The organism is Crenobacter sp. CS_VA4 (assembly GCF_055597485.1).
Window position 1 is genome coordinate 200,130 of the sequence record NZ_JBVMAE010000006.1, and the last position, 23,196, is coordinate 223,325.

Consider the following 23,196-nt stretch of genomic DNA (forward strand, 5'->3'; position numbering starts at 1 on the left):
CCGCCGCTTCGGCCATGCCGGCCGATGGATTGGCGCTACTTGCATAGGTTGCGAGGAACGCGCGCGCGCGGAATCATCAGAGGAGCACCGTCCTGCGTGGGCGGAAAACGGGCTTCGCTGCCATACAGCTCTTGCAACAAGCGCTCGGTCACGCACGCCACCGGCAGGTCGAAAGCGATGCGCCCGGCTTTAAGACCGATGATGCGTGGAAACCAATGCAGTGCGAGGTCGACCGCGTGCAGGCTGGCCACCAGCGTCACGTTGCGCGCGGTGGCTTCATTGTTCAACTCAGCGATCACCTGGTTCGCCAGCATCGGATCGAGCGCCGACACCGGCTCGTCGGCCAGGATCAATTCAGCCCGCTGGTATAGCGTGCGGGCGATGGCAACACGCTGCAATTGCCCGCCGGACAACCGATCGCAACGCTCGAACAATTTGTCCGCCATATCTAGCCGTTGCAACTGCGTTTGCGCGCCGGGGATATCGACCGGGTAAAGTAAGGACAGGCAAGACTTCCAGGCGGGCCAGTGCCCCAGCTGGCCAGCCAGCACGGCGCTCACCACCCGTTGGCGCGGCGGCAATGGAGGCGCTTGATAGATCAAGCCAATGTTGCTGCGCAGCCTCTTCAAGGCGGCGCGGTCTATGCTCCAAGGCTCCTGCTCCAATACCCGCACACGACCGGCACCGGGCCGCAGCACCGTGCCGATCACATGCAGCAGCGTGCTCTTCCCGGCGCCGGAAGGCCCGATAACCGCCACTCTTTCGCCATGCGCCAAGGCAAAGCTGACATCCGATAGCGTCGTGCCCGTGCCCGCGCGGATCACCTCGACTGCGTCTACGACAACGCTCACTTCGGTCACCTCGCTGTGGTGGGGCTCCACTCGCTGTCGCTAGCGCCGAACGGGGAGAGGGCTGGGAGGGACAAGCGGAAACAGTGTTGGCGAGACAGCTCTGGCCTGTTGTTCTGCCGCTTTAAGCCCGGTCAACCCCGCTACTGCGGCAGCATAGTCGCTCATGGCGACGAATACGAGCCGGTTTCTGAAATGCCCCCATAGGGGTGTTGCCCCTCCGTCTCGCATCCCGATGTGTCATGGAAAAAAACGTGCGTTACGCCCGACGGCAGTTGCCTCCGAGCGCAGGAAGGATGGCTTACTCCGCCCCAGTCGCCACCCTATTCTCGACTTCGTCGCCGTCCTCTTCCGCCTCCTCGCCGAGGAAGCCGCCGCTCTGGTGCGCCCACAAGCGGGCGTACAGCCCGCCCTTCGCGAGCAGGCTGCGATGGTCGCCCTCCTCGACGATGCGGCCCTTGTCGAGCACGATCAGCCGATCCATCGCCGCAATCGTCGACAGCCGGTGCGCGATCGCGACCACGGTCTTGCCCTCCATCAGCCGGTACAGGCTGGCCTGGATCGCCGCCTCCACCTCCGAGTCGAGCGCGCTGGTCGCCTCGTCGAGCAGCAGGATAGGCGCATCCTTCAGCATCACCCGCGCGATCGCGATGCGCTGGCGCTGCCCGCCGGACAGCTTCACGCCGCGCTCGCCGACGTGCGCGTCGTAGCCGGTGCGGCCCTTCGGGTCGGACAGGGTCTGAATGAACTCGTCCGCCTCGGCGCGGCGCGCGGCCGCGATCATCTCAGCGTCGCTCGCGTCGGGCCGGCCGTACAGGATGTTGTCACGCACCGAGCGGTGCAGCAGCGAGGTGTCCTGCGTCACCATGCCGATCTGCTCGCGCAGGCTGTCCTGCGTCACCCGCGCGATGTCCTGACCGTCGATCAGGATGCGGCCCTGCTCGACATCGTAGAAGCGCAGCAGCAGGTTGACGATGGTCGACTTGCCGGCGCCGGAACGCCCGACCAGGCCGATCTTCTCGCCCGGGCGGATCTGCAGCGACAGCGCGTCGATCACCGGCCGCACGCCGCCATAGCCGAAGCTGACTTCGTCGAAGCGGATCTCGCCGCGGCTGACCGCGAGCGGCTGCGCGTCGGCGTCGTCGGTCACCGTCAGATGGCGCGACAGCGTGTTGATGCCGTCCTGCACGGTGCCGATATGCTCGAACAGCGACGCCATCTCCCACATGATCCAGTGCGAGATGCCGTTCAGGCGCAGCGCCATCGCGGTCGCCGCCGCCACCGCGCCGACGCCGACCTGGCCCTCGCTCCACAGCCACAGCGTCGCGCCGGCGGTGCCGGCGATCAAGAGCATGCTCAGCACGTGGTTGACGATCTCGAAACCGCTGACCAGGCGCATCTGCGCATGAGTGGTCTTCATGAAGTCCTGCATCGCCGAGCGGGCGAAGCCGGCCTCGCGCTGCGCGTGCGAGAACAGCTTCACCGTGGCGATATTGGTGTACGCGTCGGTGATCCGGCCGGTCATCAGCGAACGCGCGTCGGCCTGCGCGGTCGCGACCTTGCCGAGGCGCGGCACGAAGTAATAGAGCGCCGCCACGTACAACACCAGCCAGCCGATGAAGGGCGCGAGCAGCCAGACGTCGAAACTGCCGACCACCGCGACCATGGTGACGAAGTAGATCACCACGAACACCAGGATGTCGGTGACGATCATCACCGTGTCGCGCACCGCCAGCGCGGTCTGCATCACCTTGGCGGCGATGCGGCCGGCGAACTCGTCCTGGTAGAAGCTCATGCTCTGGCGCAGCATGTGGCGGTGGAAGTTCCAGCGCAGCCGCATCGGGAAGTTGCCGGCCAGGGTCTGGTGCTTGAACATCGTCTGCAGCGCGATCAAGAGCGGGCTCGCCAAGAGGATGCCGGCCAACAGCAGCAGGCTGCCGCGCTCGCTGACCCACAGGCGGCTCGGCTCGACGTGGCTCAGCCAGTCGACCACGCGGCCGAGCATGGAGAATAGCAAGGCCTCGAACGCGCCGATCAGCGCGGTACACAAGGTCATCGCCGCGATATACGGGCGCAGGCCGCGGGTACACGCCCAGACGAAGGCGAAGAAGCCCTTCGGCGGCGGCGCGGGGGGGCTATCCGGATAGGGGTGAATCAGTTTTTCGAATAAACCAAACAAGCGGGAACTCCCTCAAACTGGAACGCAAGGCGGCTTTTGTATAGTGCCACAAAGCGCCGACGCGGCCCCGGATCGCCACTCAACATTTATGCCAAAAAACTAAAAACACGATATTAAATAACCCAATAGCGAGCATCACCCCTCCCCATCCCAAAGCCGGGACAGAGCATTTGACCGAGTACTACGGCAACAGCATACTTCGGCAGGTCAGCTTCGGCCTCATGGCATCCTGCCAAGCCTTCTTGACCTCAGCGACCTATCACCCAAACAGCACTACGCACCAACCCCATCAGGAATTCCCACTCATGAAACACTGGAGTATCCGCCAACGGATTCTGGGTAGCTTTGCGGCCATTCTGGCCTTGATGACGTTGATGGCGGGAATCGGCCACGTACAGCTTGGCGCGATTGAAACGGCCAAATTCAGCATGCAGCGTGACGCCCTGCCGGGGCTTTATTACAGCACGATGATCCGGGCGGCGATGTTCGAAGAACATATGCTGATACAGCAGCTGACGGAGGTCGACAGCACCGAGCAGGAACGCCAGGCCGACCTGGCCAAGCTGCAGAGCAATGTGCTGCGCTTGAACGGGTTCATCAAGGGCTACGACAACACGATCTTCCGCGCCGACGACCGCGCGCGATTCGAAGCCTTCAAAGCAGTGCTCTCCCAGTACGCTCAGGCGCAGCAGGCCCTGCTGGCTCTCGACCCGATCAAGCAACGCCGCGAGGCCCACCAGCTGTTTGCCAAGACACTGGCACCGGAATGGGAGAAAAATCACTCGCGCATCAACACCTTCGTCGAGGACAACCGGGCCTTTGCCGACGTCAGTGCCGAGCACATCAGCAGCGCGGTGGACACCGCCAAGACCAGCATGCTGATCACCCTGCTGATCGCCGCCGCCGCCGCCGTGGTCTGTGGTTATTTCCTGTTGCGCGCCATCACCCTGCCGCTGCGGGACGTGCAAGAGGCACTGAATTCGATGCGCTCCGGTGACCTGACCAGACGCCTGAAAATGGGCCGCCGCGATGAGTTCGGCGTGCTGGAGTCCGGTTTCAACCAGATGGCCGACGAACTGACCAGCCTGGTCGGGCAATCGCAGAAATCGGCGCTGCAGGTCACCACCTCCATTACCGAGATTGCCGCGACTTCGAAGCAGCAACAGGCGACCGCCACCGAAACCGCCAGCACCACGGCCGAGATCGGCGCCACCTCGCAGGAGATCCTGGCCACCTCGCAGGAGCTGATGCGCACCATGGGCGAGGTCACCACGGTGTCGGAGCAGGCGGCCGACCTGGCGGGCAACGGCCAGGCCAGCCTGATCCGCATGGAAAGCACCATGCAGAACGTGATGGAGGCAGCCGGTTCGGTCAACGCCAAGCTCGGCATCCTCAGCGAGAAAGCCGGCAAGATCAATCAGATCGTCACCACCATCACCAAGGTAGCGGACCAGACCAATCTGCTCTCGCTCAATGCCGCCATCGAGGCCGAAAAGGCCGGGGAATACGGCCGGGGCTTCTCGGTGGTCGCGACCGAAGTGCGCCGGCTGGCCGACCAGACCGCCGTCGCCACCTACGATATCGAACTGATGGTCAGGGAGATGCTCTCCGCCGTGTCCGCCGGCGTGATGGGGATGGACAAGTTTTCCGAAGAGGTACGCCGTGGCATGACCGAGGTGCAGCTCGCCAGCGGCCAGCTCACTCTGATCATCCAGCAGGTGCAGGCGATGACACCGGGCTTCCAGCAGGTCCACGAGGGGATGCAGGCGCAGACCATCGGCGCCGAGCAAATCAAGCAGGCACTGCTGCAGCTGAGTGAGGCCACCCGGCAAACCGTCGACTCGCTCCGCCAGTCGAGCCAGTCCATCGACGAACTGAATCTCGTCTCCAACGGGCTACGTCATGGCGTATCGCGCTTCAAGGTGCAGGCGTAAGCCGGCCATGACCACCACTTCGCCAGACCCGCAGGCCTAGCCATGCTATTCCTCCTGTTTCAGCTGGAGCCGGACTACTACGCGCTGGAAACCCGCGAGATTGCCGAGGTGCTGCCGCTGTGCCGCCTCAAGCAGCTCCCCGGCACACCAGCGTGGGTGGCGGGCCTGCTCGACTATCACGGCCAACCGGTCCCGATCATCGACCTGTGCGCTCTGGCGCTGGGTCGGCCGGCCCGGGACCGGCTCAGTACCCGCATGGTGCTGGTTCACTACCCCGACAGTGACGGGGGCCGTCAGCTGCTCGGGCTGATCGTCGAGAAAGCCACCGAATTCCTGCGCGGCGACCTGGCCGACTTCAGCGCAACAGGGGTCAAGACGCCCGCTGCGCCCTATCTGGGCCCGGTGCTGCGGGAGGCGCGCGGACTGATCCAACGCGTCGACGTGGCGGCCTTGCTGCCAGCTTCCGTGCGCGACCTGCTGTACTGCGAAGCCCGATGAGTACGAACGCCATCGACCGGTTCGCGGCCTTGCTGAAACAGCATATCGGCCTAGACGCGGCTTCCATCGGCCTGTCGGCGATCGAACGCGCGGTGGCGGAACGGATCAAGCGCTGCGCGGCATGCGATGCCGATGATTACTGGCTCCGGCTGCACGCCTCGCCGACGGAACTGCAGCGGCTGGTGGAGGCGGTAGTGGTGCCCGAGACCTGGTTCTTCCGCGACGCCGAGGCCTTCAAGGCCGCCGCACGTTACGCTTCGGCCTTGCTGGCCGCGGACCCGCTGCGACCGCCCTTGCGCTTGTTGAGCCTGCCCTGCTCAAGCGGTGAGGAGCCCTACTCGCTGGCCATGGCACTGCTGGATGCCCAGATCCCGGCGGAGCGCTTCCACATCGATGCGGTGGACATCAGTAGCCGCGCCATCGATCTGGCACGACGCGGCGTCTACGAACGCAATTCGTTCCGTGGCAACGAGCTCGGTTTTCGCGAGCGGCATTTCGCGGTGCACCCGCACGGCTATAGCGTCTCCGACGCGGTACGCCGCCAGGTCCGCTTTCGCCAGGGCAATCTGTTTGCGGCCGAGCTGCTGATGGGCGAGGCGCCCGGCTCTTACGACATCGTGTTCTGTCGCAACGTGCTGATCTACTTTGACCGCAGCACGCAACAACACGCCGTCTCGGTGCTCGATCACTGGTTGGCCGAAGCCGGCCTGTTGCTGGTCGGTCCGGCCGAAGCGGCATTGCTGATGCGCCAGCATTTCCAGTCGGCGGGTCTTCCGCTGGCGTCGGCATTCAGAAAAGCAGGCAAGCACGTCGCGGTACCGGCGCCAGCATGGCCCGCCGCCGCCCCGCCAGTACAACGGGCCGGTCAGCCCCGGCCGGCGCCGGCCTGGACGAGCGCCAGGACGACGCCCCGGGCAACTCCACCGGCCCCGGCCGCGCAGCCGCGAGCCCCGGCTGGGGAGGCCCCGCTGGTTCAGGCGAGGCAGGCGGCCGACCAGGGGAAGTTCGCCGAGGCCCTCGCCTGCTGCGAGCAGCACATCCAGAGGCATGGTCCCACTGCCGCCGCCTTTTACCTGATGGCGCTGGTCGCCGATGCCAGTGGCCAGCCGGATGCCGCCCAGGCTTACTACCGGAAAACGCTCTATCTGGAGCCCAACCACCAGGAAGGGCTGTTACACCTCGCCTCGTTGCTGACCCTGACCGGCGACACGGCCGGGGCACAGCGCTTGTACGAGCGTGCACAACGCAGCAGGGAATCGCATAGTGAGTGACTGGACTGAGCCTCGCCAAGACCCCATCGACCCGTCCGTACCGGCCATCGATGACTGCTGGAACCGTATCGGCATTCACGGCACGGCCTCCTGCCCGTTGCTGCCGCAGCACATCCATTGCCGAAACTGTACGGTCTACAGCCAGGCCGCCACCACGATACTGGACCGGTTTTCCACCCGCGACCTGCCGCAGTGGAGCGATGACCGGGACGAGGCCGACCGGCAGGGACAGGGCCCCAGCCGCTCCCTCGTCATCTTCCGCCATGGCGACGAGTGGCTGGGCTTGCCCACCGCTGTCTTCAGCGAGATCGCCGAAGTGCGGCCGATCCATACCCTCCCCCATCGCAAACACCCGCACGTGTTGCTGGGGCTGACCAATGTGCGGGGGCGGCTGGTCCCGTGTTTCGCGCTGGCGGGGATTCTGGGACACCCGCCTCGGCCCGAGGGAGCGCTGCAAACGGGCGAGCCGTCCCGCCGACGCGTGCTGGTGATCAATCATGAAAACCATCTGGCCGCCCTGCCCGTGGATGAGATCCACGGTGTCGAACGGGTCGCGGACGCGGCTTGGCAAGCGCCGCCGGCGACGCTGGCCCGCGGGGAAACGGGCCATACCCATGCCGTTGCCAGCTGGCGCGACCGAACCATCGCTCTGCTGGATGTGCCCCGGCTCTTTCACTCACTCAACCAGAGTCTTTCCTGATGGCCGAGGATTTCAGTCAGGTATCACTGCTAGACCTGTTCCAGCTGGAGCTGGGCACGCAGGGCAAGGTCCTGAACGAGGGGCTGATCGCCCTGGAACGCCAGCCCGATGCCGCCGACCAGCTCGAGGCGTGCATGCGCGCGGCCCACTCGATCAAGGGCGCCGCCCGCATCGTCGGGCTGCAGGCCGGCGTCGACGTGGCCCACGGCATGGAAGACTGTTTCGTGGCCGCCCAGCACGGCCGCCTGCGGTTGGGCGCGGCGGAGATCGACACCCTGCTGGGCGGGGTAGACCTGTTGGCTCGCACCGCCCTGCCGGCACCGGCCGCGCCCGGCCAAGAGGAAATTGACGCGTTCCTGACGACCCTGGGCGGGCTCGCCCAAACGGCGTCGCCCCATCGCCCGGAACGCGCACCGCCCAGTCCGCCACCGGCGCCCTCGCCGGTCTGGCAAGAAAAAGCCGCCACACCGTCCCGCCCACCCGCCGTCGGCGAGTTGGCCGGTGCCCCCGCGGCTGAACCCCGCCTGTCCGACCGTGGCGATCGGGTGCTGCGGGTGACGGCCGCGAATCTGGACCGGCTGCTCAGCCTGTCCGGCGAGGCCCTGACCGCCTCGCATGGCCTGCAACCCCTCGCGAACGCCTTGCTGCGACTGAAACGCCAGCAGGCGGAACTGCAGCAAGCCCTCGAGATCCTGCAGGCAGAATTCATCGATCAGGCGCCGAGCGAACGTGCCCGGTTCGCCCTGAGCGATAGCGTACGGATCGCCAGCGGCTGCCAGGACATGTTGGCCGAACAACTGGCCGAACTGGAGCAGCTCGACCGCCGTTCGGCCAACCTGGCCAGCCAGCTCTACGACGAAGCACGCGCCTGCCGGATGCGCCCGTTTGCGGACGGCACCGGCGCTTACCCGCGGCTGCTGCGCGACCTGGGCCGGACGCTCGGCAAATCGGTCCGGCTGCAGCTGGTCGGTGCCGGCACGCAAGTCGACCGGGACATTCTGGAACAGCTCGATGCACCGCTGGGCCACCTGCTGCGCAATGCGCTGGATCACGGCATCGAAACCCCGGCAGAGCGCCTGGCGGCCGGCAAGCCCGCCGAAGGGGTCTGCACGCTGGAGGCCCGCCATCAGGCCGGCATGCTGCAGATTATCGTCAGCGACGATGGCCGCGGGATCGACCTTAACGGGGTACGGGAAAAGGTCGTCGCGCGCCGGCTCGCCAGCCGCGAAACCGCCGCCCGGCTGAGCCAGAGCGAGTTGCTCGACTTCCTGCTCTTGCCGGGGTTCAGCCTGCGCGAGACGGTCACCGACATTTCCGGGCGCGGCGTCGGGCTGGACGTGGTCCACGAGATGGTCCGGCAGGTGCAGGGCTCCATCCGGATTTTCACCGAACCGGGCCGCGGCACCCGCTTTCAGCTGCAATTGCCGATCACGCTGTCGACGGTCCGCAGCCTGCTGGTCGAGATTGGCGCCGAGGCGTACGCCTTCCCGCTGGCTCAGGTAGACCGAACCCTGACCCTGCCCACCGCCGAGATCGAACGGCTGGAGGGCAAGAGCCACATGCTGCTGGACGGCCAGCCACTCAGCCTGATCAACGCCAGCCAGATTCTGGGGGTGCCGGATGCCGGAGTGGCCCGCGCGGAGCTGGCGGTGCTGGTGATCAGCAATCCGCAGGACCGCTATGGCCTGATCGTCGACCGTTTCCTCGGGGAACGCTTGCTGGTGGTGCAACCGCTGGATGTGCGCTTGGGCAAGATCAAGGACATCAGTGCCGGCGCGCTGCTCGACGACGGCAGCCCGGTGCTGATTGTCGACGTCGACGACCTGCTGCGCTCGGTGGAGCGTCTGGTCAATGCCGGCCAGCTCGATGCGCCGACCTCGCCCACCGGTGACACGGAGGCAAAACGCCACAGCCAGCGGGTGCTGGTGGTCGACGACTCGCTGACCGTCCGCGAGCTGGAGCGCAAGCTGCTGCTCAGTCGGGGTTACCAGGTGGTGGTGGCGGTGGACGGCATGGACGGCTGGAATGCCTTGCGTGCCGAGGCCTTCGACCTGGTGATTACCGATATCGACATGCCGCGGCTGGACGGCATCGAACTGGTGTCGCGGATCAGGCAGAATCCGGCGCTGGCGGCCCTGCCGGTGATGATCGTCTCGTACAAGGACCGCGAGGAAGACCGGATGCGCGGCCTGAACGCCGGAGCGGACTATTACCTGGCCAAGGGCAGTTTTCACGACGAGACACTGCTGCAGGCGGTACGGGATCTGATCGGGGAGGCCGTGTCTTGAATATCGGCATCGTCAATGACTCACCCATCGCCGTCGAGGCGCTACGCAGGGCGATCTCGCTGCGCCCCGAGTACCGGGTGAGCTGGGTCGCCCAGGATGGCCAGCAGGCCATCGAGATGTGCGCCTGGCAAACCCCCGAGCTGATCCTGATGGACCTGGTCATGCCCAAGGTCAACGGCGTCGACGCCATCCGGCAGATCATGCGCCGCACCCCCTGCGCCATTCTGGTGGTCACCGCCGATGCCGTTGAGAACGCCCAAGGCGTCTACGAGGCGATCGGGCTCGGCGCGCTGGACGCGGTCGACACCCCGGCCCTGGGAGTCGGCGACCCGCTCAAGAGCGCCACCCCGCTGCTGAACAAGATTGACGCGATTCAACGCCGCCTGAACGAGCACACGCTGTTCCTGGCGACGCCCGCCACCGACAGTCGACCGCCCGTCCTGCCGGCCTCTCACCGGCTGGTCGCCATCGGTGCCTCGGCCGGCGGTCCGGCCGCCCTGGCAACGCTGCTGCAGGGCTTGCCGCCCGATTTCCCGGCCACCGTGGTCATCGTGCAGCATATCGATGCCTCGTTCGCCGGCGGCATGGCCCAGTGGCTGGGGAAGCAGTGCGCCCTGCCCGTCCGGCTGGCCAGCGAGAACGACCGCTTGCTGCCCGGCATCGTGCTGCTGGCGGGGGGCAATCTGCACTTGCGGATTACCGAGCAGGCCCGGCTCGGTTATACCCCCGATCCGCGCGATCATCTTTACCGGCCGTCCATCGATATCTTTTTCCAGAGCCTGGCTCGCCACTGGCAAGACGATGCGATCGCTATCCTGCTGACCGGGATGGGCAATGATGGCGCCGCCGGGCTGAAAACCCTGCGCGACAAGGGCTACCGCACCATCGCTCAAGACCAGCGCACCAGCGCCGTCTACGGGATGCCCAAGGCCGCGGCGGCACTGGGAGCCGCCGTAGACATCCTCCCCATCGACGCCATCGCCCCCGCCTTGATTACTGCATGTCGCTGACAAAGAACATCCCCATGGAAGAACCGCGTTTTACCTTGCCCGAGTCTGCGCACAGCGCGTGGCAGCCGCTCCCCGCCAGCGACCAGATCATGGTCTTGCTGGTCGACGATCAGGTCATGGTCGGCGAGGCCGTCCGCCGCATGCTCGCCAGCGAAGCCAACATCGACTACCACTACTGTGCCAACCCGGACGAAGCGCTCAGGGTGGCGGAAACTACCCGGCCCACAGTGATCCTGCAGGATCTGGTCATGCCCGGGGTGGACGGCCTGACGCTGGTACGGCAGTACCGAGCGACGCCCGCCACCCGGGATACGCCGGTCATCGTGCTGTCGACCAAGGAAGAACCCGCGATCAAAAGCGCCGCCTTCGCTCAAGGTGCCAATGACTACCTGGTCAAACTGCCCGATTCGATCGAACTGATCGCGCGCCTCCGCTACCACTCCCGCTCCTACCTCAACCTGTTGCAGCGGGACGAGGCGTACCGGGCCTTGCGGGAGAGCCAGCAAAAGCTGCTCGAAGCCAATCTCGAGTTGCAGAGACTGACCAACTCCGACGGTCTGACCGGGCTGGCGAACCGCCGCTATTTCGACGAATACCTCAACGCCGAATGGCAGCGCGCACGCCGCCAGCAGATCCAGTTCTCGGTGCTGATGATCGATGTCGACAACTTCAAACACTACAACGACACCTATGGTCACGTCGCCGGCGACGCCGTCCTGAAGCGGGTCGCCGAAACGATCCGGACCGCCGCCGGGCGGCCGAGTGACCTGGCTGCCCGCTTTGGCGGCGAAGAGTTCGTCATGCTGCTGCCCTTCACGCCCCCCGGCGGCGCCCTGCTGTTGGCCGAAAAGGCCCGGCGTGCGGTCGAAGCCCTGGCCATCCCCTGTGCGCCGAGCGCCATCGGCCAGGTGGTCACCATCAGTATCGGCGGGGCGACGCTGATCCCGGAGCGGGATGACGCGGCGCTCAAGCTGATCGACGCCGCCGACCGCGCGCTGTACCAGGCCAAACGGCTGGGCAAGAACCGGGTGGTGATCAACAGCTAGCCTTGCCGCTTCCGGCCCGAGCCAATCAACGCTGCGGCGCCGGAGCAACAGCACCCCGCCTTTGGGCGCAGCGCTGCAACGGCAGTCAGCACTTTCCGCTATACTCGCGCGCCTTCGAAAGCTAAACCGGTGGGGATGAACAATGATGAGCAATGCGTGCGGCGTGGACTTCGGCACGTCCAACTCGACCGTCGGCTGGCATCGCCCCGGCCAGCCTGCCCTGCTGGCGCTGGAAGACGGCAAGGTCACGCTGCCGTCGGTGGTGTTCTTCAACGCCGACGAGGACTCGGTGGCGGTCGGCCGGGCCGCCTTGGCCGAATACCTGGAAGGCTACGAGGGCCGGCTGATGCGCTCGCTCAAGAGCATCCTCGGCACCGGCCTGATGGACGGCCAGACCGAGGTGCAGGGCCGCAATCTGCGCTTTCTCGACCTGTTGACGATGTTCATCGAGAGCCTGAAGGGCCGCGCCGAGCAGCAGGCCGGCCGCGACTTTAAGCAGGCGGTGTTCGGCCGACCGGTGTTCTTCGTCGACGACGACCCGAAGGCCGACCGGCTGGCGCAGGACACCCTGGCCAACATCGCCCGCCGCGTCGGTTTCAGCGAGGTCGAGTTCCAGTTCGAGCCGATCGCCGCGGCGTTCGACTATGAGAGCCGCATCCAGCGCGAAGAGCTGGTGCTGGTGGTCGACATCGGCGGTGGCACGTCCGACTTCACGCTGATTCGCCTATCGCCGGAGCGCGCCGGCCGGCTCGACCGCCGCGATGACATTCTCGCCAACTGCGGCGTGCACATCGGCGGTACCGACTTCGACAAGCAACTGAGCCTCGCCGCGGTGATGCCGCTGTTGGGGATGAAGAGCCGGCTCAAGAGTGGCGCGGAAATGCCGGCCGGCCCCTACTTCAACCTGGCCACCTGGCACACCATCAACTTCGCCTACACCCGCCAGGCACTGTCGAGCCTGCAGGGCGTGTACGCCGAGGCCTTGGAGCGCGACAAGCTCGACCGCTTATTCAAGCTGATCGCCAAGCGCGCCGGCCACTGGCTGGCGATCCAGGTCGAGGCTGCCAAGATCGCGCTGTCGTCGGCCGATGAGGTGCCGCTGGAGCTGGACCAGATCGAGGCCGGCCTGCAGCACGACATCAGCCGCACCGAGTTCGACCGGTCGATTGCCGGCCAGATCGACAACATCGAGACCACGGTCGCCCGGCTGCTGCAGGATGCCGGCGTCGCCGCCGAGCAGGTCGACACGGTGTTCTTCACCGGCGGCGCCAGCGGCGTGCCGCTCTTGCGCCAGCGCATCGCCGCGCTGCTGCCAGGCGCCCGGGCGGTCGAGGGCGACCTGTACGGCAGCATCGGCAGCGGCCTGGCGCTGGATGCAGCGCGGCGCTTCGCCTGAAGTTGGCCGAAGCCCATTAGGCGAAGGTCGCTACCATCCCCTCGATCGCCAGCGCCACCTCCTGCCCCGGCGTCGGGCTGCTGTGCCCGGGCACGCGCGCCGTCAGCTCGGACGGGGCGTCCGCCATGCGCAGCCGCACACAGGCATCGTGGCCGTAGAAGGTCACGTCGAGCACCTGAGCGCGCGCCGCGGTGCTGGCGCTCGATAGCGGCAGCAGCCGAATCTGCTCGGGGCGCAGCAGCACATGCACCGAGCCTTGCGGCATGCCGGCCATCAGCGTAAGCCGGCCCAGGGCGCACTGCACCTGACCATTGCCGGCCACCCCCGGCAGCAGCACCGCGTCGCCGACGAAGCGGGCCAGTTCGGCATTGGCCGGCTGGCGGTACAGCGTTTCCGGAGTGGCTACCTGCAACAGCCGTCCCTCCCACAGCACCGCCACCTGGTGGCCCATCGCCAGCGCCTCGGACTGGTCGTGGGTGACCAAGAGCGTGGTCGCCCCGGCGGCGGCGAGAGCGTCGGCCACCGCCTGACGGGTTTCCACCCGCAGCGCGGCGTCCAGCGCCGAGAACGGCTCGTCCAGCAGCACCAGTGCCGGCGACGGTGCCAGCGCGCGCGCCAGCGCCACGCGCTGCTGCTGGCCGCCCGACAGCTGTTGCGGCGCGCGGTCGGCAAAGCTGGCCGGCAGACCGACCATGTCCAGGAGTTCGGCCACGCGGTGACGGGTGCGGCGCAGGTAGCGCGGCAAGCCGAACACGATGTTCTCGGCCACCGACAGATGCGGGAACAGCGCGCCCTCCTGCGCCACGTAGCCGATCCGGCGTTGTTCCGGCGGCAGGTGCAGGTCGCGGCGGCTGACCACCTGCTGATTCAGCGTGATCGTGCCGCCGTCGGCGCGTTCGAAGCCGCATAACAGCCGCAACAGCGTGGTCTTGCCGCTGCCGGACGGGCCGAGGATGGCGACCAGGCTGGCGGCGGGAACCGTCAGATTGATGTCTTGCAGCACCGGGTGCGCGCCGAAGTACTTGCAGAGACCTTGGATGTGGAGTTCGGCCATGGGAGTGCCTATCAGAAGGTGTTGTCCATGACGGCAGACTTGCCGAACAGGGACATCAACAGCCAGGTGGAACACAGCGAAATCGCCACCAGGATCGCCGCGTACGGGGCGGCGGCAGCGAAGGCCAGCGCCGCGGTGTCGGCCCAGACCTGGGTGGCCAGGGTCTCGGTGCCGATCGGCGACAGCAGCAAGGTGGCGGTCAGCTCGGTCACCACCGAGATGAACACCATGCTGGCGGCGGCGCCGAGGCCGGGGCCGGCCAAGGGCAGCACCACCCGCCACAGGGCCTGCCACCAGTTGAGACCGAGCGAGCGCGCCATTTCCTCCAGCCTGACCTCGGCCTGCAGCAGCGCCGAGCGCACGCTGACCAGCGCCAGCGGCAAGAACAGGATGGCGTAGGCCAGCACCAGCATCAGCGCGCTCTGGTACAGCGGCCTGACCAGCTGGATCGCCAGCGAGACCAGCGCCAGCGCGATGACAATGCCGGGCACGCCCTGCGCCAGGTAGACGATGCGCTCGAGCAGCGTGGCGAGGCGGCCTGGGTAGCGTGCCAGCAGATAGCCCAGCGGCAGCGCCAGCACGGTGGTCAGCGCCGCGCCGGAGAGCCCGAGGCCGACCGAGGCGAGGGTGGCGTCGAGCAACAGCGCGGGCGACACCTCGGCCGGCGTCACCGCCGCCTCGCCGTGCTGCAGCATCCAGTAGGCGATGGTGCCCAGCGGCACCAGCAGCGTGACCACGGTCAGGCCGGCGAAGCCGGCCAGGACCGGCAGCTTGCGCCAGCCCAGCGGGTGCCGGCTCGGCGCGCGCCGCGCGCCGCGGTCGAGCCGGCCGTAGCGCGCGTTGCCGCGCACCCGGAATTCCAGCACCAGACACACCAGGCACAGCAGCATCAGCACGCTGGCGAGCATGGCCGCCCCGGCGCCGTCGAAGCTGGCGCGGTATTCGGCGTAGATTTCGGTGGTGAAGGTGTGAAAACGCAAGAGCGCAAACGCGCCGAATTCGGCCAACGTTCCCAGCGCCACCAGCAGCATGCCGCCGAGCAGCGCCGGCTTGAGCTGCGGCAGCACCACCCGGCGGAAACAGGCCCACGGTTCGAGGCCGAGCGCGCGCGCCGTCTCCTCCAGCGCCGGGTCCATGCCGCGCAGCGCAGCGGCCACCGGCAGGTAGACCAGTGGGTAGTAGGCGGTGGTCACCACCAGCAGCGCGCCGTAGAAGTCCTGCAGCGACTGGCTGAGCGAGACCCAGGCGTAGCTGGTGATGAAGGGCGGGATCGCCAGCGGGACGGCGGCGAGCACCGCCCACAGCCGCCGCCCCGGCAGCTCGGTGCGCTCGATGAACCAGGCGGCGGCGGTGCCGATCAGCGCACAGCTCAGCGTGGCCGAGACCACGATCAGCAGGGTGTTGAGCGCGAGCTCGGCGATGATCGGCCGCCACAGCAAGGCCAGCGCGTTGTCGAGACCGTAGTGCAGCGCCTGCCACAGCGTGGCCGCCAGCGGCAGCAGCACCAAGAGCGCCACGCACAGCGCGGCGCCGAGCAATCCGGAGGGCGCCCGCCGGCGCAGGCTGAGGCGGGCGGGCGCCGTCGACACGGAGGTGTCGGACATTACAGCAGTCCGGCCTGACGCAGCAGGCGCGCCGCCTGGCTGTCGTCACCCAGCTTCTGCATGTCCAGCGCCGGCGGCGTCAGCTGGTTGAACGGCTTGAGCAGCGGCGACGGCGCAACACCCGCCAGCAGCGGGTATTCGTAGGTGATGTTGCTCTTGGCGAACAGCTGCTGGGCGCGCTCGCTCACCAGGTAGGCGAGGAATTTCTGCGCCGCGTCGGCGTTGTGGGTGGTCTTCAGCACCGCCGCGCCGGACACGTTGATCAGTGCACCGACGTCGCCGTGACCGAAGTGATAGAGCGCGCTGTGCATGCCCTTGGCGCCCAGCTCGGTCTGCAGACGGGCCCAGTAGTAGTTGTTGATGATGCCGGTGGCGGCCGCGCCGCGGTTCACCGCGGCGACCACGCCTTCGTTGTCGTCGAAGACCTGGGCGTTTTCATGCAGCCCCTTCAACCATTGCAGCGTGGCGGCCTCGCCCTTCAGCGCCAGCACGGCGCTGACCAGCGGCAGAAAGTCGCCGTCGGACGGGGCGATCGCCAGCTTGCCCTTCCAGGTCGGCTTGGCCAGATCGAGCAGCGAGGCCGGCATCTGCGCGGCCGGGATCAGCTTGGTGTTGTAGACCAGCACGTTTTCGCGGGCCATCACGCCGACCCACTCGCCCTTGGGCGAGCTGTAGCGCGCCGGAATCGCCGCCAAGGTGGTCGGCGCCACCTTGCCGAACAGGCCCTTGCCCTCCAGCAGCATCAGCTCCGGCGAGTTGGAGGTGAGGTAGACGTCGGCCGGCGAGGACTTGCCTTCGGCCAACAGCTGCGCCGCCAGCTCCGGGCCTTCACCCGAGCGCACGCGCACGCTGATCCCGCTCTGCTTCTCGAAGTCGCTGGTCAGCAGCTTGACCGTCTGCGGGTGCTGCGCGCTGTACAGCGTCAGCGACGCCGCGTCGGCCACGCCGGCCAGCGAGAAACCTGCCACCACCAGCGCGGCAGCCAGGCCGGCACGGCGCGGCATTGCCGCCTTGAAAAAATTGAAAGACATCATTGCTCCAGTAACGTTGTCGGCGGCCAGCGCCGCCGGGTGCAAGCCGCCTGCGGGTGGCAGGCGACGTGGATTAACGAGTTACAGTCAGAACCGCGCCGCTCAGGCGCCCAACCCCTCGAATAGCGTCGCGCCGATGAACGAGCCCTCCCTGGCCCCGGGCGGGCAGGCGAACACGGCGCTCGCCACGTGGGTGGTGAATTGGTTCAGCATGTCCTGCATGGCCAGCGACTGGTTGATCTTGATGAAGCCGGTGCGCGGGTCGCGCTGGTAGGCGATGAAAAACAGCCCGGCATCATACTCCACCCCCTGCCGCCATGGCGGCCAGCGTTCGGCGTAGAAGTTGGCGCCGTCGTTGTACGAATACGGCCGGCGCAGGATCTGGGCGCCGCCATTGTGCGCCACGGAAGACAGGCGCGCGTGCGCGGTCGCCGGGATCACCGGGTTGCCGTCCTTGTCGGTCGCGGCGAGGTCGAGCGGGTCGAACTCGTGAGTCTTGCCCAGCGGCGCGCCGCTGGCCTTGTAACGCCCCACCACCTCCTGCTGGAAACCCAGCTCGGTGCGGTCCCAGTGCTCCAGCGAAATCCGGATCCGGCGTACCACCACGTAGGAGCCGTTCTTCATCCAGCCGCCCTCGTCACCCACCCAGACATGCTGGTCCATCAGCGCCGGGTTTTTGGTCGACGGGTTGTTGGTGCCGTCCTTGAAGCCCATCAGGTTGCGCGGGGTGCCGCCGCCGGGGGCGCCGCTGGCAAAGCCTGCCTGCGCCCACTTCAGCGTGGCGACGCCCTCGGCCAGCGCCGCCAGCTGCCGCACCGCGTGGAACGCCACCAGGGGGTCGTCGGCGCACGCCTGCACCGACAGATCGCCGCCGCTCTTCTCCGGCACCAGCTGGTCGCCGTTGAAACGAGGCAGGTCGACCAGCGCGGCCGGGCGGCGCGCCGCCAGGCTGTAACGGTCCACGCCGTCGCGCACGAACAGCCCCGGGCCGAAGCCGAAGGTGATGGTCAGCCGCGCCGGCGCCAGCCCGACCGCCTCGCCCGAATCGAGCGGCGCTGCGTCGCCGGCGTTGGCGAGCGGACGCGCGGTCTCGCCGCGGCTCATGCGGTTGGCCGCGTCGGTCCAGCGCTTCAACAGCGCGATCAGCTCGGCGCGCTTGGTGGTGTCCAGGTCGAACGCGGCAAAGTAGCTATGGCTTTGCTGCGGGGTCAGGATGCCGCCCTGGTGGACGCCGTAGAACGGCTCCACCGGGCTCTTGCCGGCATGCGCCGGCTTCTTCAGCAGCTCGGCCGCGACGACGCTGCCGCTGATCCCGAACGCGCCGGCGGCCACGGCCAGCCCGCCGGTCGCGCTCAGAAAGCTGCGCCGCGACAGGTTTTTCGGTTGGTCGGAGGACGCACTCATTTGGCCAGCACCAGGGTGTTCATGTCGTCCTGCACATAGTAGAAACCGTCGCCGGCCGGGGTCATTGCGATGCCGAACAGGTCACCGTTGCCCGGCGGGGTCTGGGCCTTGTTGTTGTCGATCCACTGCGCCGCCAGCTGCGTGCCGGTCGCCGGATCGATTTCCACCACCTTGCCGTTGGAGCCGTTGGTCACCAAGAGATGGCCATTGGGCGTGGAGGTCATCGCCAGCGGGCGCAGCAGCAGGCCGTCGTGGGTGAGGGTTCGGCCAACCCCGGCGCTGGTGGTGCGGGTGGTGGCGTCCCAGATCTCGCTGACGCGGTTGCCCAGCGCGTCGGACACGTAGAGCTTGTCGTCCTTGCCGTAGGCGAGACCGGTCGGGCCGATCAGGAACACGCCCTTGTCGGCCTGCTCGCCGAAGCCGCCGGCCACCACGGTCTGGCTCTTGATCACCGGCGGCTTGCCGTCCGGGATCGCCAGCTCGAGCCGCAGCACGGTGGACTGGTTCACCACCGGCGGCTTGCCCTTGGCGCTGCCCACACCGAAGCCGGCGTTGCTGACAAACAGCGTGGCGGTGCTGCCGTTGTCGATCACCGCCATATTGCCCCACGGGTCGTTGATGTTCGGGCCGGCCCAGACATCGGCCACCTTGCCCTGCGAGTCGAGCACGATCAGGCAGCCGGCGCCCTTAGTGTCGGTGGTGCCATCGTTGCTGGGCGTGCTGCCGACGATCACCCAGCCGCTCTTGAGCATGGTCATCGCGGTGCTCAGCCCTACCCCGCCCGGGCACTGCGGCAGCTCGTGGGGCAGCTGGGCAAACAGCGACAGCTTCTTGCTGTCCGGGTTGTAGTCGACGATGGTGGTGCCGACGCCCTGCAGGTTAGTGGCGTTGTTGAAGTTGTCGATCAGCACGTCGCCCTGCTGGATCTTGCCGGCGGAGACCGGTGCCACCGCGATCGCGTACGGGTTCTGGTCGCCGTTGTCCGGCACCGTGGTGGTCAGCGTGACGTGCTTGTGGATGGTCGCCAGGAAGCCTGGGGCGTCGTCCGCCCAGGTCGGGTGGCTGGCCAGCGCGAACAGCCCGGCCAGCAGCACGCGTCGGGCGGCCCGGCCGCGGCCGGTGTGGGGTGAGCTAAAACGCTGCATCGGCGTTTCTCCTGTGTCTATCTTGTAGAGTAGTGAATGATTGGAATAAGAACTATTTATATGTAGCTCGTCTGGCCGGCCAGCTTCGCTGGCTCAGAAAGTCACCGTCGTGCGCAGCCCGAGCACCCAGATATTGGCGATCTTCTGCGTCTGCGTCGGGTCGCTCGGGTTGAGCACACCGGCACCGGGGTTGAGCGTGTACTGCACGTCGCCCTGCAGTTGCCACCACGGCGTCAGCTGGTACTGGTAGGTGGCTTCGACGATGGTCTCGCTGTTGCGCACCGGGTTGCCGCTGTCGGCATCGAACCCCCGCGCGTGGTTGCCGACCTTGACGTAGCCGAGGCCCAGGCCGACGGTATCGTTGTCGCGGCCTTCGAACGGCGCGGTCAGCGTCACGCCGGCGTTGGCGCTGAAGCTGACCTGGTTGCGGTCGCCCGGCGCGCCCATCACCCGGGCGAACACGTTGAGGGTCTTGGAGCTGTCTTCGCTGGGCCGCCACACCATCTGGTCGGCCACCGCATAGACGCTGTAGTTGCCCTTGTGCTGCTGGGGGTTGCCGCTCGTGGCCGGATCGGCCAGCGACAGGCCGCCGTCGTCGAAGCGTTGGTCGCCGAACTTCTCGTTGTTGTACCAGACGCCGATCTTGTACATGCCCTGCAGGCCGCCCGAGCTCTTGGCGGTCTCCACCTGGCCGAGCGCCGGCTGGTTGACGCCATATTGCAGTTCGGCGATGAACAGCGCGCCGTTGTGCAGGTTGAAGTTGGTGCCGTGCGCGTTCTGCTTTTGCGGATCGCCATTGGGGTCGAACGTACCGTTCTTGGCGGCCGGGTTGCCGTCGTACACGCCGCCGAGGAAGGTGAGCGAGTCGTTCAGATGGGCACGCAAGCGCACGCCCAGCGCCGACAGCGGATAGGCCGGACCGCCCGCCGGCATGTCGATCGAGGGAACCGCCGGCCAGCCGAACATGGTGTTGACGAAGGTGCCGGCGTACTGGCTAACCATGAATTCCTGGTCGATGCTCTGCTGGCCGATCTTCACGTCCATGCGGTCGTCGAGGAGTTTCTGCTCGTACCACAGCTCCCACAGACGGGTGCCGGTATCGGCCTCGATGCCGCTGGCAGTCTGCAGGCTGCCCAGGTTGCTGGTGCTCAGGTTGCGGCCCTGGATGTTAAGCACGCTGGCGTTGAAGTTGCCCCCCTGCCAGCCCCAGGCCTTCTGGGTATCCAGCCCCAGCGTGAGCGTGGTCAGCCCGTCGTAGGCCGAGCCCTTATTGATGCCGCCCTTGACGTTGCCGAGCTCTTCGCTGACCTCGGTCAGCCCAATCGTGATGCCGTGGCGCCCCAGCGCGGTGCGCAGGCCGCCCATATCGCCGAGCAGGGTCTGGCGGGTCCAGAATCCCGTCCATGGACCGGTGGCCTCGGCCTTGATCGCCTGGTCGGCCTCCGGCAGCTCGGCCGGATTAACGTCGTCGGCGGCGCTGGCAGCAGGGTCGGCCACAGCGGTGGCGGCCGCGGCCGGAGCCGCCCATTGCCAGGCGGCCAGGCAGGCCAGCAACAAGGCGGGTCTCAACTGCGGACCGCGGGTATGGTTGTTTTGTCTGGACGACATGAAGCACTTCCCCTTTGTTATGAGACGGCATCCCCAAAGAGCCGATCTTGCTGTCAGTTTCTGTTTCAGAGTTTCAATCAATAACGAGCGTGATTCTCATTCGTTGACAGGAATGAGTCGTGTTCATGAAAAATTCTTCGCCCGTCTCACGCGCCATTCACCCCACGAGTTCGAGTGCGCTGGGTACAGAGAAAGCAGAACGGTCCGACTGCCGTGCGCTCGAGTCGGCACAGGACAAGGTCGGGTCTGTCTAGCTCGGCGAGTGGCGAACGGCCGCGCCGGCGCAGGCCAGTGCTGTCCGATCGGCAGGGGTCACGTAGGCGATGAAGGCCGGACGGACGGCGCGGTGGCCGCCCAGGGGATGGAGACAGGAGTCTGGAAAGGGGGGATGCCGGGCAGCGAGAGGACCTCGACCCGCCGATCAGCGGATGAAAGGGATGAAGGCAAGGCGACGACCCGACGATCGCCGCCGCCCCCGGACATCGGTGCAGCACATCGAGTGAGCGCCGCGAGACGCTTTGCGATAAGGGGCCACGGCTCGCCGCCGAGTCGCGCCCCTGCCGCTCAACGTTGGCCGAACAGGGCCTCCGCCTCGCCGAAGCCGTAGAAGCTGCGGCCGATCGCGCTCCACTCCCCCGCGTCGCGCACCTCGCGGGCGATGTCGCGCAACGCGCCGAGCGTCGCCAGCATCGCCGTCGAACCGAGGCTGACCCGCTTCGCCCCGGCCGCGAACAAGACGTCGGCGCGCGGCGCACCGGGCAAGGCCATCAGGCTGATCGGCCCGTCGACCCGCCCGACCAGCCGCTCGACCACGGCCGGGTCGACCAGCACCGGCACGAACACCATGTCTGCGCCGGCGCGCAGATACGCGTTGGCGCGCTCGACCGTCATCGCCAGCCGCTCGTCGACATCGTTGCCGAGCCCGAGCAGGAAGGTGTCGGTGCGCGCATTGATGAACAGCGGCACGCCGCGCCGCTCGGCCGTCTCCCGCGCCGCGGCGAGCCGGGCCTGATGCTCGGCCAAGCCGAACAGCGGCGTCGCCGTCAGGCCGTGGCTGTTGTCCTCCAGATTCACGCCGGCGGCGCCGACATCGATCACCGCGTCGACGGTCGCAGCGATGTCGTGCACGCTGGCCCCGTAGCCCGCTTCGATATCGGCGGTCACCGGCACCGCCAGGCGCGGACGATCCGTGCCACCTCGGCTATCATCGCCGCGCGGCCGATCCGCTCGGCGGTCTGGTAGCCGCGGGCGTAGGCGATGCCGTCGCTGGTGGTGCCGATGGCAGGAAAGCCGGCCTCCTCGAAGATGCGCGCGCTGACGGCGTCCCAGGCGTTCGGCAGCAACAGCCCGCCGGCCAAGTTGAGTTCGCGAAAACGGGTGACGTGGTCGTTCGTGTGCATGACCCTCTCCAGGGTAGCGGTATCGCCCGTCACGCCGGTCGGCGGCGGGGTGTTCGAATACGGGGGGCCATCAAGATCGCGCTCTGGCGAACGCCTGCGCTTCATGCGCCAGCAGCCAGCGCTTGCGCTCGATGCCGCCGCCGTAGCCGGTCAGCGCACCGTTCGCGCCGACCACGCGGTGGCAGGGCACGACGATCCCGACCGGGTTGGCGCCGTTCGCCGCCCCCACCGCCCGCACCGCGGCCGGTGTGCCGATCCGGGCGGCGAGCTCGCCATAGCTCAGCGTGCTGCCGGCCGGGATCGTCGTCAGCGCCGCCCAGACCCGGCGCTGAAAGGCCGTGCCGGCGGTCGCCCAGGCGATCGAACCGAGGGCAAGCAGCTCGCCGGCAAAGTACGCGTCCAGCGCACGGCGAATGGCCTCTGGGGCACGACCCGGCTCGGGAAGCAGCGACGGGTAGTGCAGGCGCAGCAGCCGGTGCATTCTCGGTGCGTAGTCGACGTAATCGAGCGCCTGCAAGCGGCCACATTCATCGGTGATCAGCAGCGTCTCGCCGAGCGGTGTGTCGATCTGGTCGATGAACAAATGCCCCGGTCGCGCCTCATCCATACGGCTCTCCAACGGTTGGTCTTGATCGTCCCCACGGATGTCGCGGCGGGAAGCGTGGGACGTAGTGTGAGCCCGGACATCGCAGGTCGGCTCGCGGTTTTCGGACGTCGACAGCGAGGAATTGGCGATTGTCGTTTTTCTGCGTCGCCCCTAATGCGCGAGGTACGGCTCGA

The 23,196-nt window shown here is 67.2% G+C and carries 17 protein-coding genes and 1 pseudogene; 8 read left to right on the forward strand and 10 right to left on the reverse strand.

The window, feature by feature from the left end:
* Positions 1–35: 35 nt before the first annotated feature.
* Positions 36–851 (reverse strand): phosphonate ABC transporter ATP-binding protein, encoded by an 816-nt coding sequence (locus ACZ2IA_RS08120; RefSeq protein WP_470292067.1) that lies wholly within the window; start codon positions 849–851, stop codon positions 36–38.
* Positions 852–1,149: 298 nt separating this feature from the next.
* The gene (locus ACZ2IA_RS08125; RefSeq protein WP_470292068.1) at positions 1,150–3,027 is read right to left on the reverse strand and encodes an ABC transporter ATP-binding protein; all 1,878 of its coding nucleotides are present in this window, start codon (positions 3,025–3,027) and stop codon (positions 1,150–1,152) included.
* Positions 3,028–3,332: 305 nt separating this feature from the next.
* On the opposite strand from ACZ2IA_RS08125, the gene ACZ2IA_RS08130 reads away from it, so the two are divergent.
* The 8 genes from ACZ2IA_RS08130 (at position 3,333) to ACZ2IA_RS08165 (ending at position 13,170) form a co-directional block, all read left to right on the forward strand.
* On the forward strand, positions 3,333–4,961 hold the full coding sequence (locus tag ACZ2IA_RS08130; protein WP_470292069.1) for a methyl-accepting chemotaxis protein: 1,629 nt from the start codon (positions 3,333–3,335) through the stop codon (positions 4,959–4,961).
* A gap of 42 nt (positions 4,962–5,003) precedes the next feature.
* The gene (locus ACZ2IA_RS08135) at positions 5,004–5,459 is read left to right on the forward strand and encodes a chemotaxis protein CheW (protein ID WP_470292070.1); all 456 of its coding nucleotides are present in this window, start codon (positions 5,004–5,006) and stop codon (positions 5,457–5,459) included.
* A complete protein-coding gene (locus ACZ2IA_RS08140) occupies positions 5,456–6,730 on the forward strand; it encodes a CheR family methyltransferase (protein ID WP_470292071.1) in 1,275 nt (424 codons plus the stop codon). The genes ACZ2IA_RS08135 and ACZ2IA_RS08140 overlap by 4 nt, the downstream gene beginning before the upstream one ends.
* Positions 6,723–7,430 carry a chemotaxis protein CheW gene (locus tag ACZ2IA_RS08145; protein ID WP_470292072.1) on the forward strand — a complete coding sequence of 236 codons (708 nt, stop codon included), beginning with the start codon at positions 6,723–6,725 and terminating at the stop codon, positions 7,428–7,430. Before ACZ2IA_RS08140 ends, ACZ2IA_RS08145 begins: the two co-directional genes overlap by 8 nt.
* Entirely contained in the window at positions 7,430–9,718 is a 2,289-nt protein-coding gene (locus tag ACZ2IA_RS08150) for a hybrid sensor histidine kinase/response regulator (RefSeq protein WP_470292073.1), read from the forward strand. The genes ACZ2IA_RS08145 and ACZ2IA_RS08150 overlap by 1 nt, the downstream gene beginning before the upstream one ends.
* The gene (locus tag ACZ2IA_RS08155; protein ID WP_470292074.1) at positions 9,715–10,728 is read left to right on the forward strand and encodes a chemotaxis response regulator protein-glutamate methylesterase; all 1,014 of its coding nucleotides are present in this window, start codon (positions 9,715–9,717) and stop codon (positions 10,726–10,728) included. Before ACZ2IA_RS08150 ends, ACZ2IA_RS08155 begins: the two co-directional genes overlap by 4 nt.
* On the forward strand, positions 10,719–11,774 hold the full coding sequence (locus ACZ2IA_RS08160) for a diguanylate cyclase (RefSeq protein WP_470292075.1): 1,056 nt from the start codon (positions 10,719–10,721) through the stop codon (positions 11,772–11,774). The genes ACZ2IA_RS08155 and ACZ2IA_RS08160 overlap by 10 nt, the downstream gene beginning before the upstream one ends.
* 142 nt (positions 11,775–11,916) lie before the next feature.
* Positions 11,917–13,170 (forward strand): Hsp70 family protein, encoded by a 1,254-nt coding sequence (locus ACZ2IA_RS08165; RefSeq protein WP_470292076.1) that lies wholly within the window; start codon positions 11,917–11,919, stop codon positions 13,168–13,170.
* A 16-nt stretch (positions 13,171–13,186) separates the two neighbouring features.
* On the opposite strand, the gene ACZ2IA_RS08170 is transcribed toward ACZ2IA_RS08165, so the two are convergent.
* The 8 genes and pseudogenes from ACZ2IA_RS08170 to ACZ2IA_RS08205 all read right to left on the reverse strand — a co-directional run bounded on the left by ACZ2IA_RS08170 (position 13,187) and on the right by ACZ2IA_RS08205 (position 23,023).
* The gene (locus tag ACZ2IA_RS08170; RefSeq protein ID WP_470292077.1) at positions 13,187–14,224 is read right to left on the reverse strand and encodes an ABC transporter ATP-binding protein; all 1,038 of its coding nucleotides are present in this window, start codon (positions 14,222–14,224) and stop codon (positions 13,187–13,189) included.
* Positions 14,225–14,235: 11 nt separating this feature from the next.
* Positions 14,236–15,828: an ABC transporter permease gene (locus ACZ2IA_RS08175; RefSeq protein ID WP_470292078.1), complete on the reverse strand. Its 1,593-nt coding sequence runs from the start codon at positions 15,826–15,828 to the stop codon at positions 14,236–14,238.
* On the reverse strand, positions 15,828–16,859 hold the full coding sequence (locus ACZ2IA_RS08180; protein WP_470292079.1) for an iron ABC transporter substrate-binding protein: 1,032 nt from the start codon (positions 16,857–16,859) through the stop codon (positions 15,828–15,830). Before ACZ2IA_RS08180 ends, ACZ2IA_RS08175 begins: the two co-directional genes overlap by 1 nt.
* A 102-nt stretch (positions 16,860–16,961) precedes the next feature.
* Positions 16,962–18,263, reverse strand: coding sequence for an iron uptake transporter deferrochelatase/peroxidase subunit (gene efeB, locus ACZ2IA_RS08185; protein WP_470292080.1), 1,302 nt, complete (start codon positions 18,261–18,263; stop codon positions 16,962–16,964).
* Positions 18,260–19,408 (reverse strand): NHL repeat-containing protein, encoded by a 1,149-nt coding sequence (locus ACZ2IA_RS08190; RefSeq protein ID WP_470292081.1) that lies wholly within the window; start codon positions 19,406–19,408, stop codon positions 18,260–18,262. The genes efeB and ACZ2IA_RS08190 overlap by 4 nt, the downstream gene beginning before the upstream one ends.
* Positions 19,409–19,501: 93 nt before the next feature.
* Positions 19,502–21,016, reverse strand: a complete 1,515-nt coding sequence (locus ACZ2IA_RS08195) for a carbohydrate porin (RefSeq protein ID WP_470292082.1) — start codon at positions 21,014–21,016, stop codon at positions 19,502–19,504.
* A gap of 564 nt (positions 21,017–21,580) precedes the next feature.
* Positions 21,581–22,521, reverse strand: a pseudogene (locus ACZ2IA_RS08200) (isocitrate lyase/PEP mutase family protein).
* Positions 22,487–23,023 (reverse strand): methylated-DNA--[protein]-cysteine S-methyltransferase, encoded by a 537-nt coding sequence (locus ACZ2IA_RS08205; protein ID WP_470292083.1) that lies wholly within the window; start codon positions 23,021–23,023, stop codon positions 22,487–22,489. Before ACZ2IA_RS08205 ends, ACZ2IA_RS08200 begins: the two are co-directional and overlap by 35 nt.
* Positions 23,024–23,196 lie beyond the last annotated feature (173 nt).

Coding starts and splice junctions, on each gene's coding strand:
- ACZ2IA_RS08190 (WP_470292081.1), bottom strand. CDS start 19,408: ATGCAGCGTTTTAGCTCACCCCACACCGGCCGCGGCCGGGCCGCCCGA.
- efeB (WP_470292080.1), bottom strand. CDS start 18,263: ATGAGTGCGTCCTCCGACCAACCGAAAAACCTGTCGCGGCGCAGCTTT.
- ACZ2IA_RS08175 (WP_470292078.1), bottom strand. CDS start 15,828: ATGTCCGACACCTCCGTGTCGACGGCGCCCGCCCGCCTCAGCCTGCGC.
- ACZ2IA_RS08135 (WP_470292070.1), top strand. CDS start 5,004: ATGCTATTCCTCCTGTTTCAGCTGGAGCCGGACTACTACGCGCTGGAA.
- ACZ2IA_RS08180 (WP_470292079.1), bottom strand. CDS start 16,859: ATGTCTTTCAATTTTTTCAAGGCGGCAATGCCGCGCCGTGCCGGCCTG.
- ACZ2IA_RS08205 (WP_470292083.1), bottom strand. CDS start 23,023: ATGGATGAGGCGCGACCGGGGCATTTGTTCATCGACCAGATCGACACA.
- ACZ2IA_RS08170 (WP_470292077.1), bottom strand. CDS start 14,224: ATGGCCGAACTCCACATCCAAGGTCTCTGCAAGTACTTCGGCGCGCAC.
- ACZ2IA_RS08195 (WP_470292082.1), bottom strand. CDS start 21,016: ATGTCGTCCAGACAAAACAACCATACCCGCGGTCCGCAGTTGAGACCC.
- ACZ2IA_RS08165 (WP_470292076.1), top strand. CDS start 11,917: ATGATGAGCAATGCGTGCGGCGTGGACTTCGGCACGTCCAACTCGACC.
- ACZ2IA_RS08140 (WP_470292071.1), top strand. CDS start 5,456: ATGAGTACGAACGCCATCGACCGGTTCGCGGCCTTGCTGAAACAGCAT.
- ACZ2IA_RS08160 (WP_470292075.1), top strand. CDS start 10,719: ATGTCGCTGACAAAGAACATCCCCATGGAAGAACCGCGTTTTACCTTG.
- ACZ2IA_RS08150 (WP_470292073.1), top strand. CDS start 7,430: ATGGCCGAGGATTTCAGTCAGGTATCACTGCTAGACCTGTTCCAGCTG.
- ACZ2IA_RS08130 (WP_470292069.1), top strand. CDS start 3,333: ATGAAACACTGGAGTATCCGCCAACGGATTCTGGGTAGCTTTGCGGCC.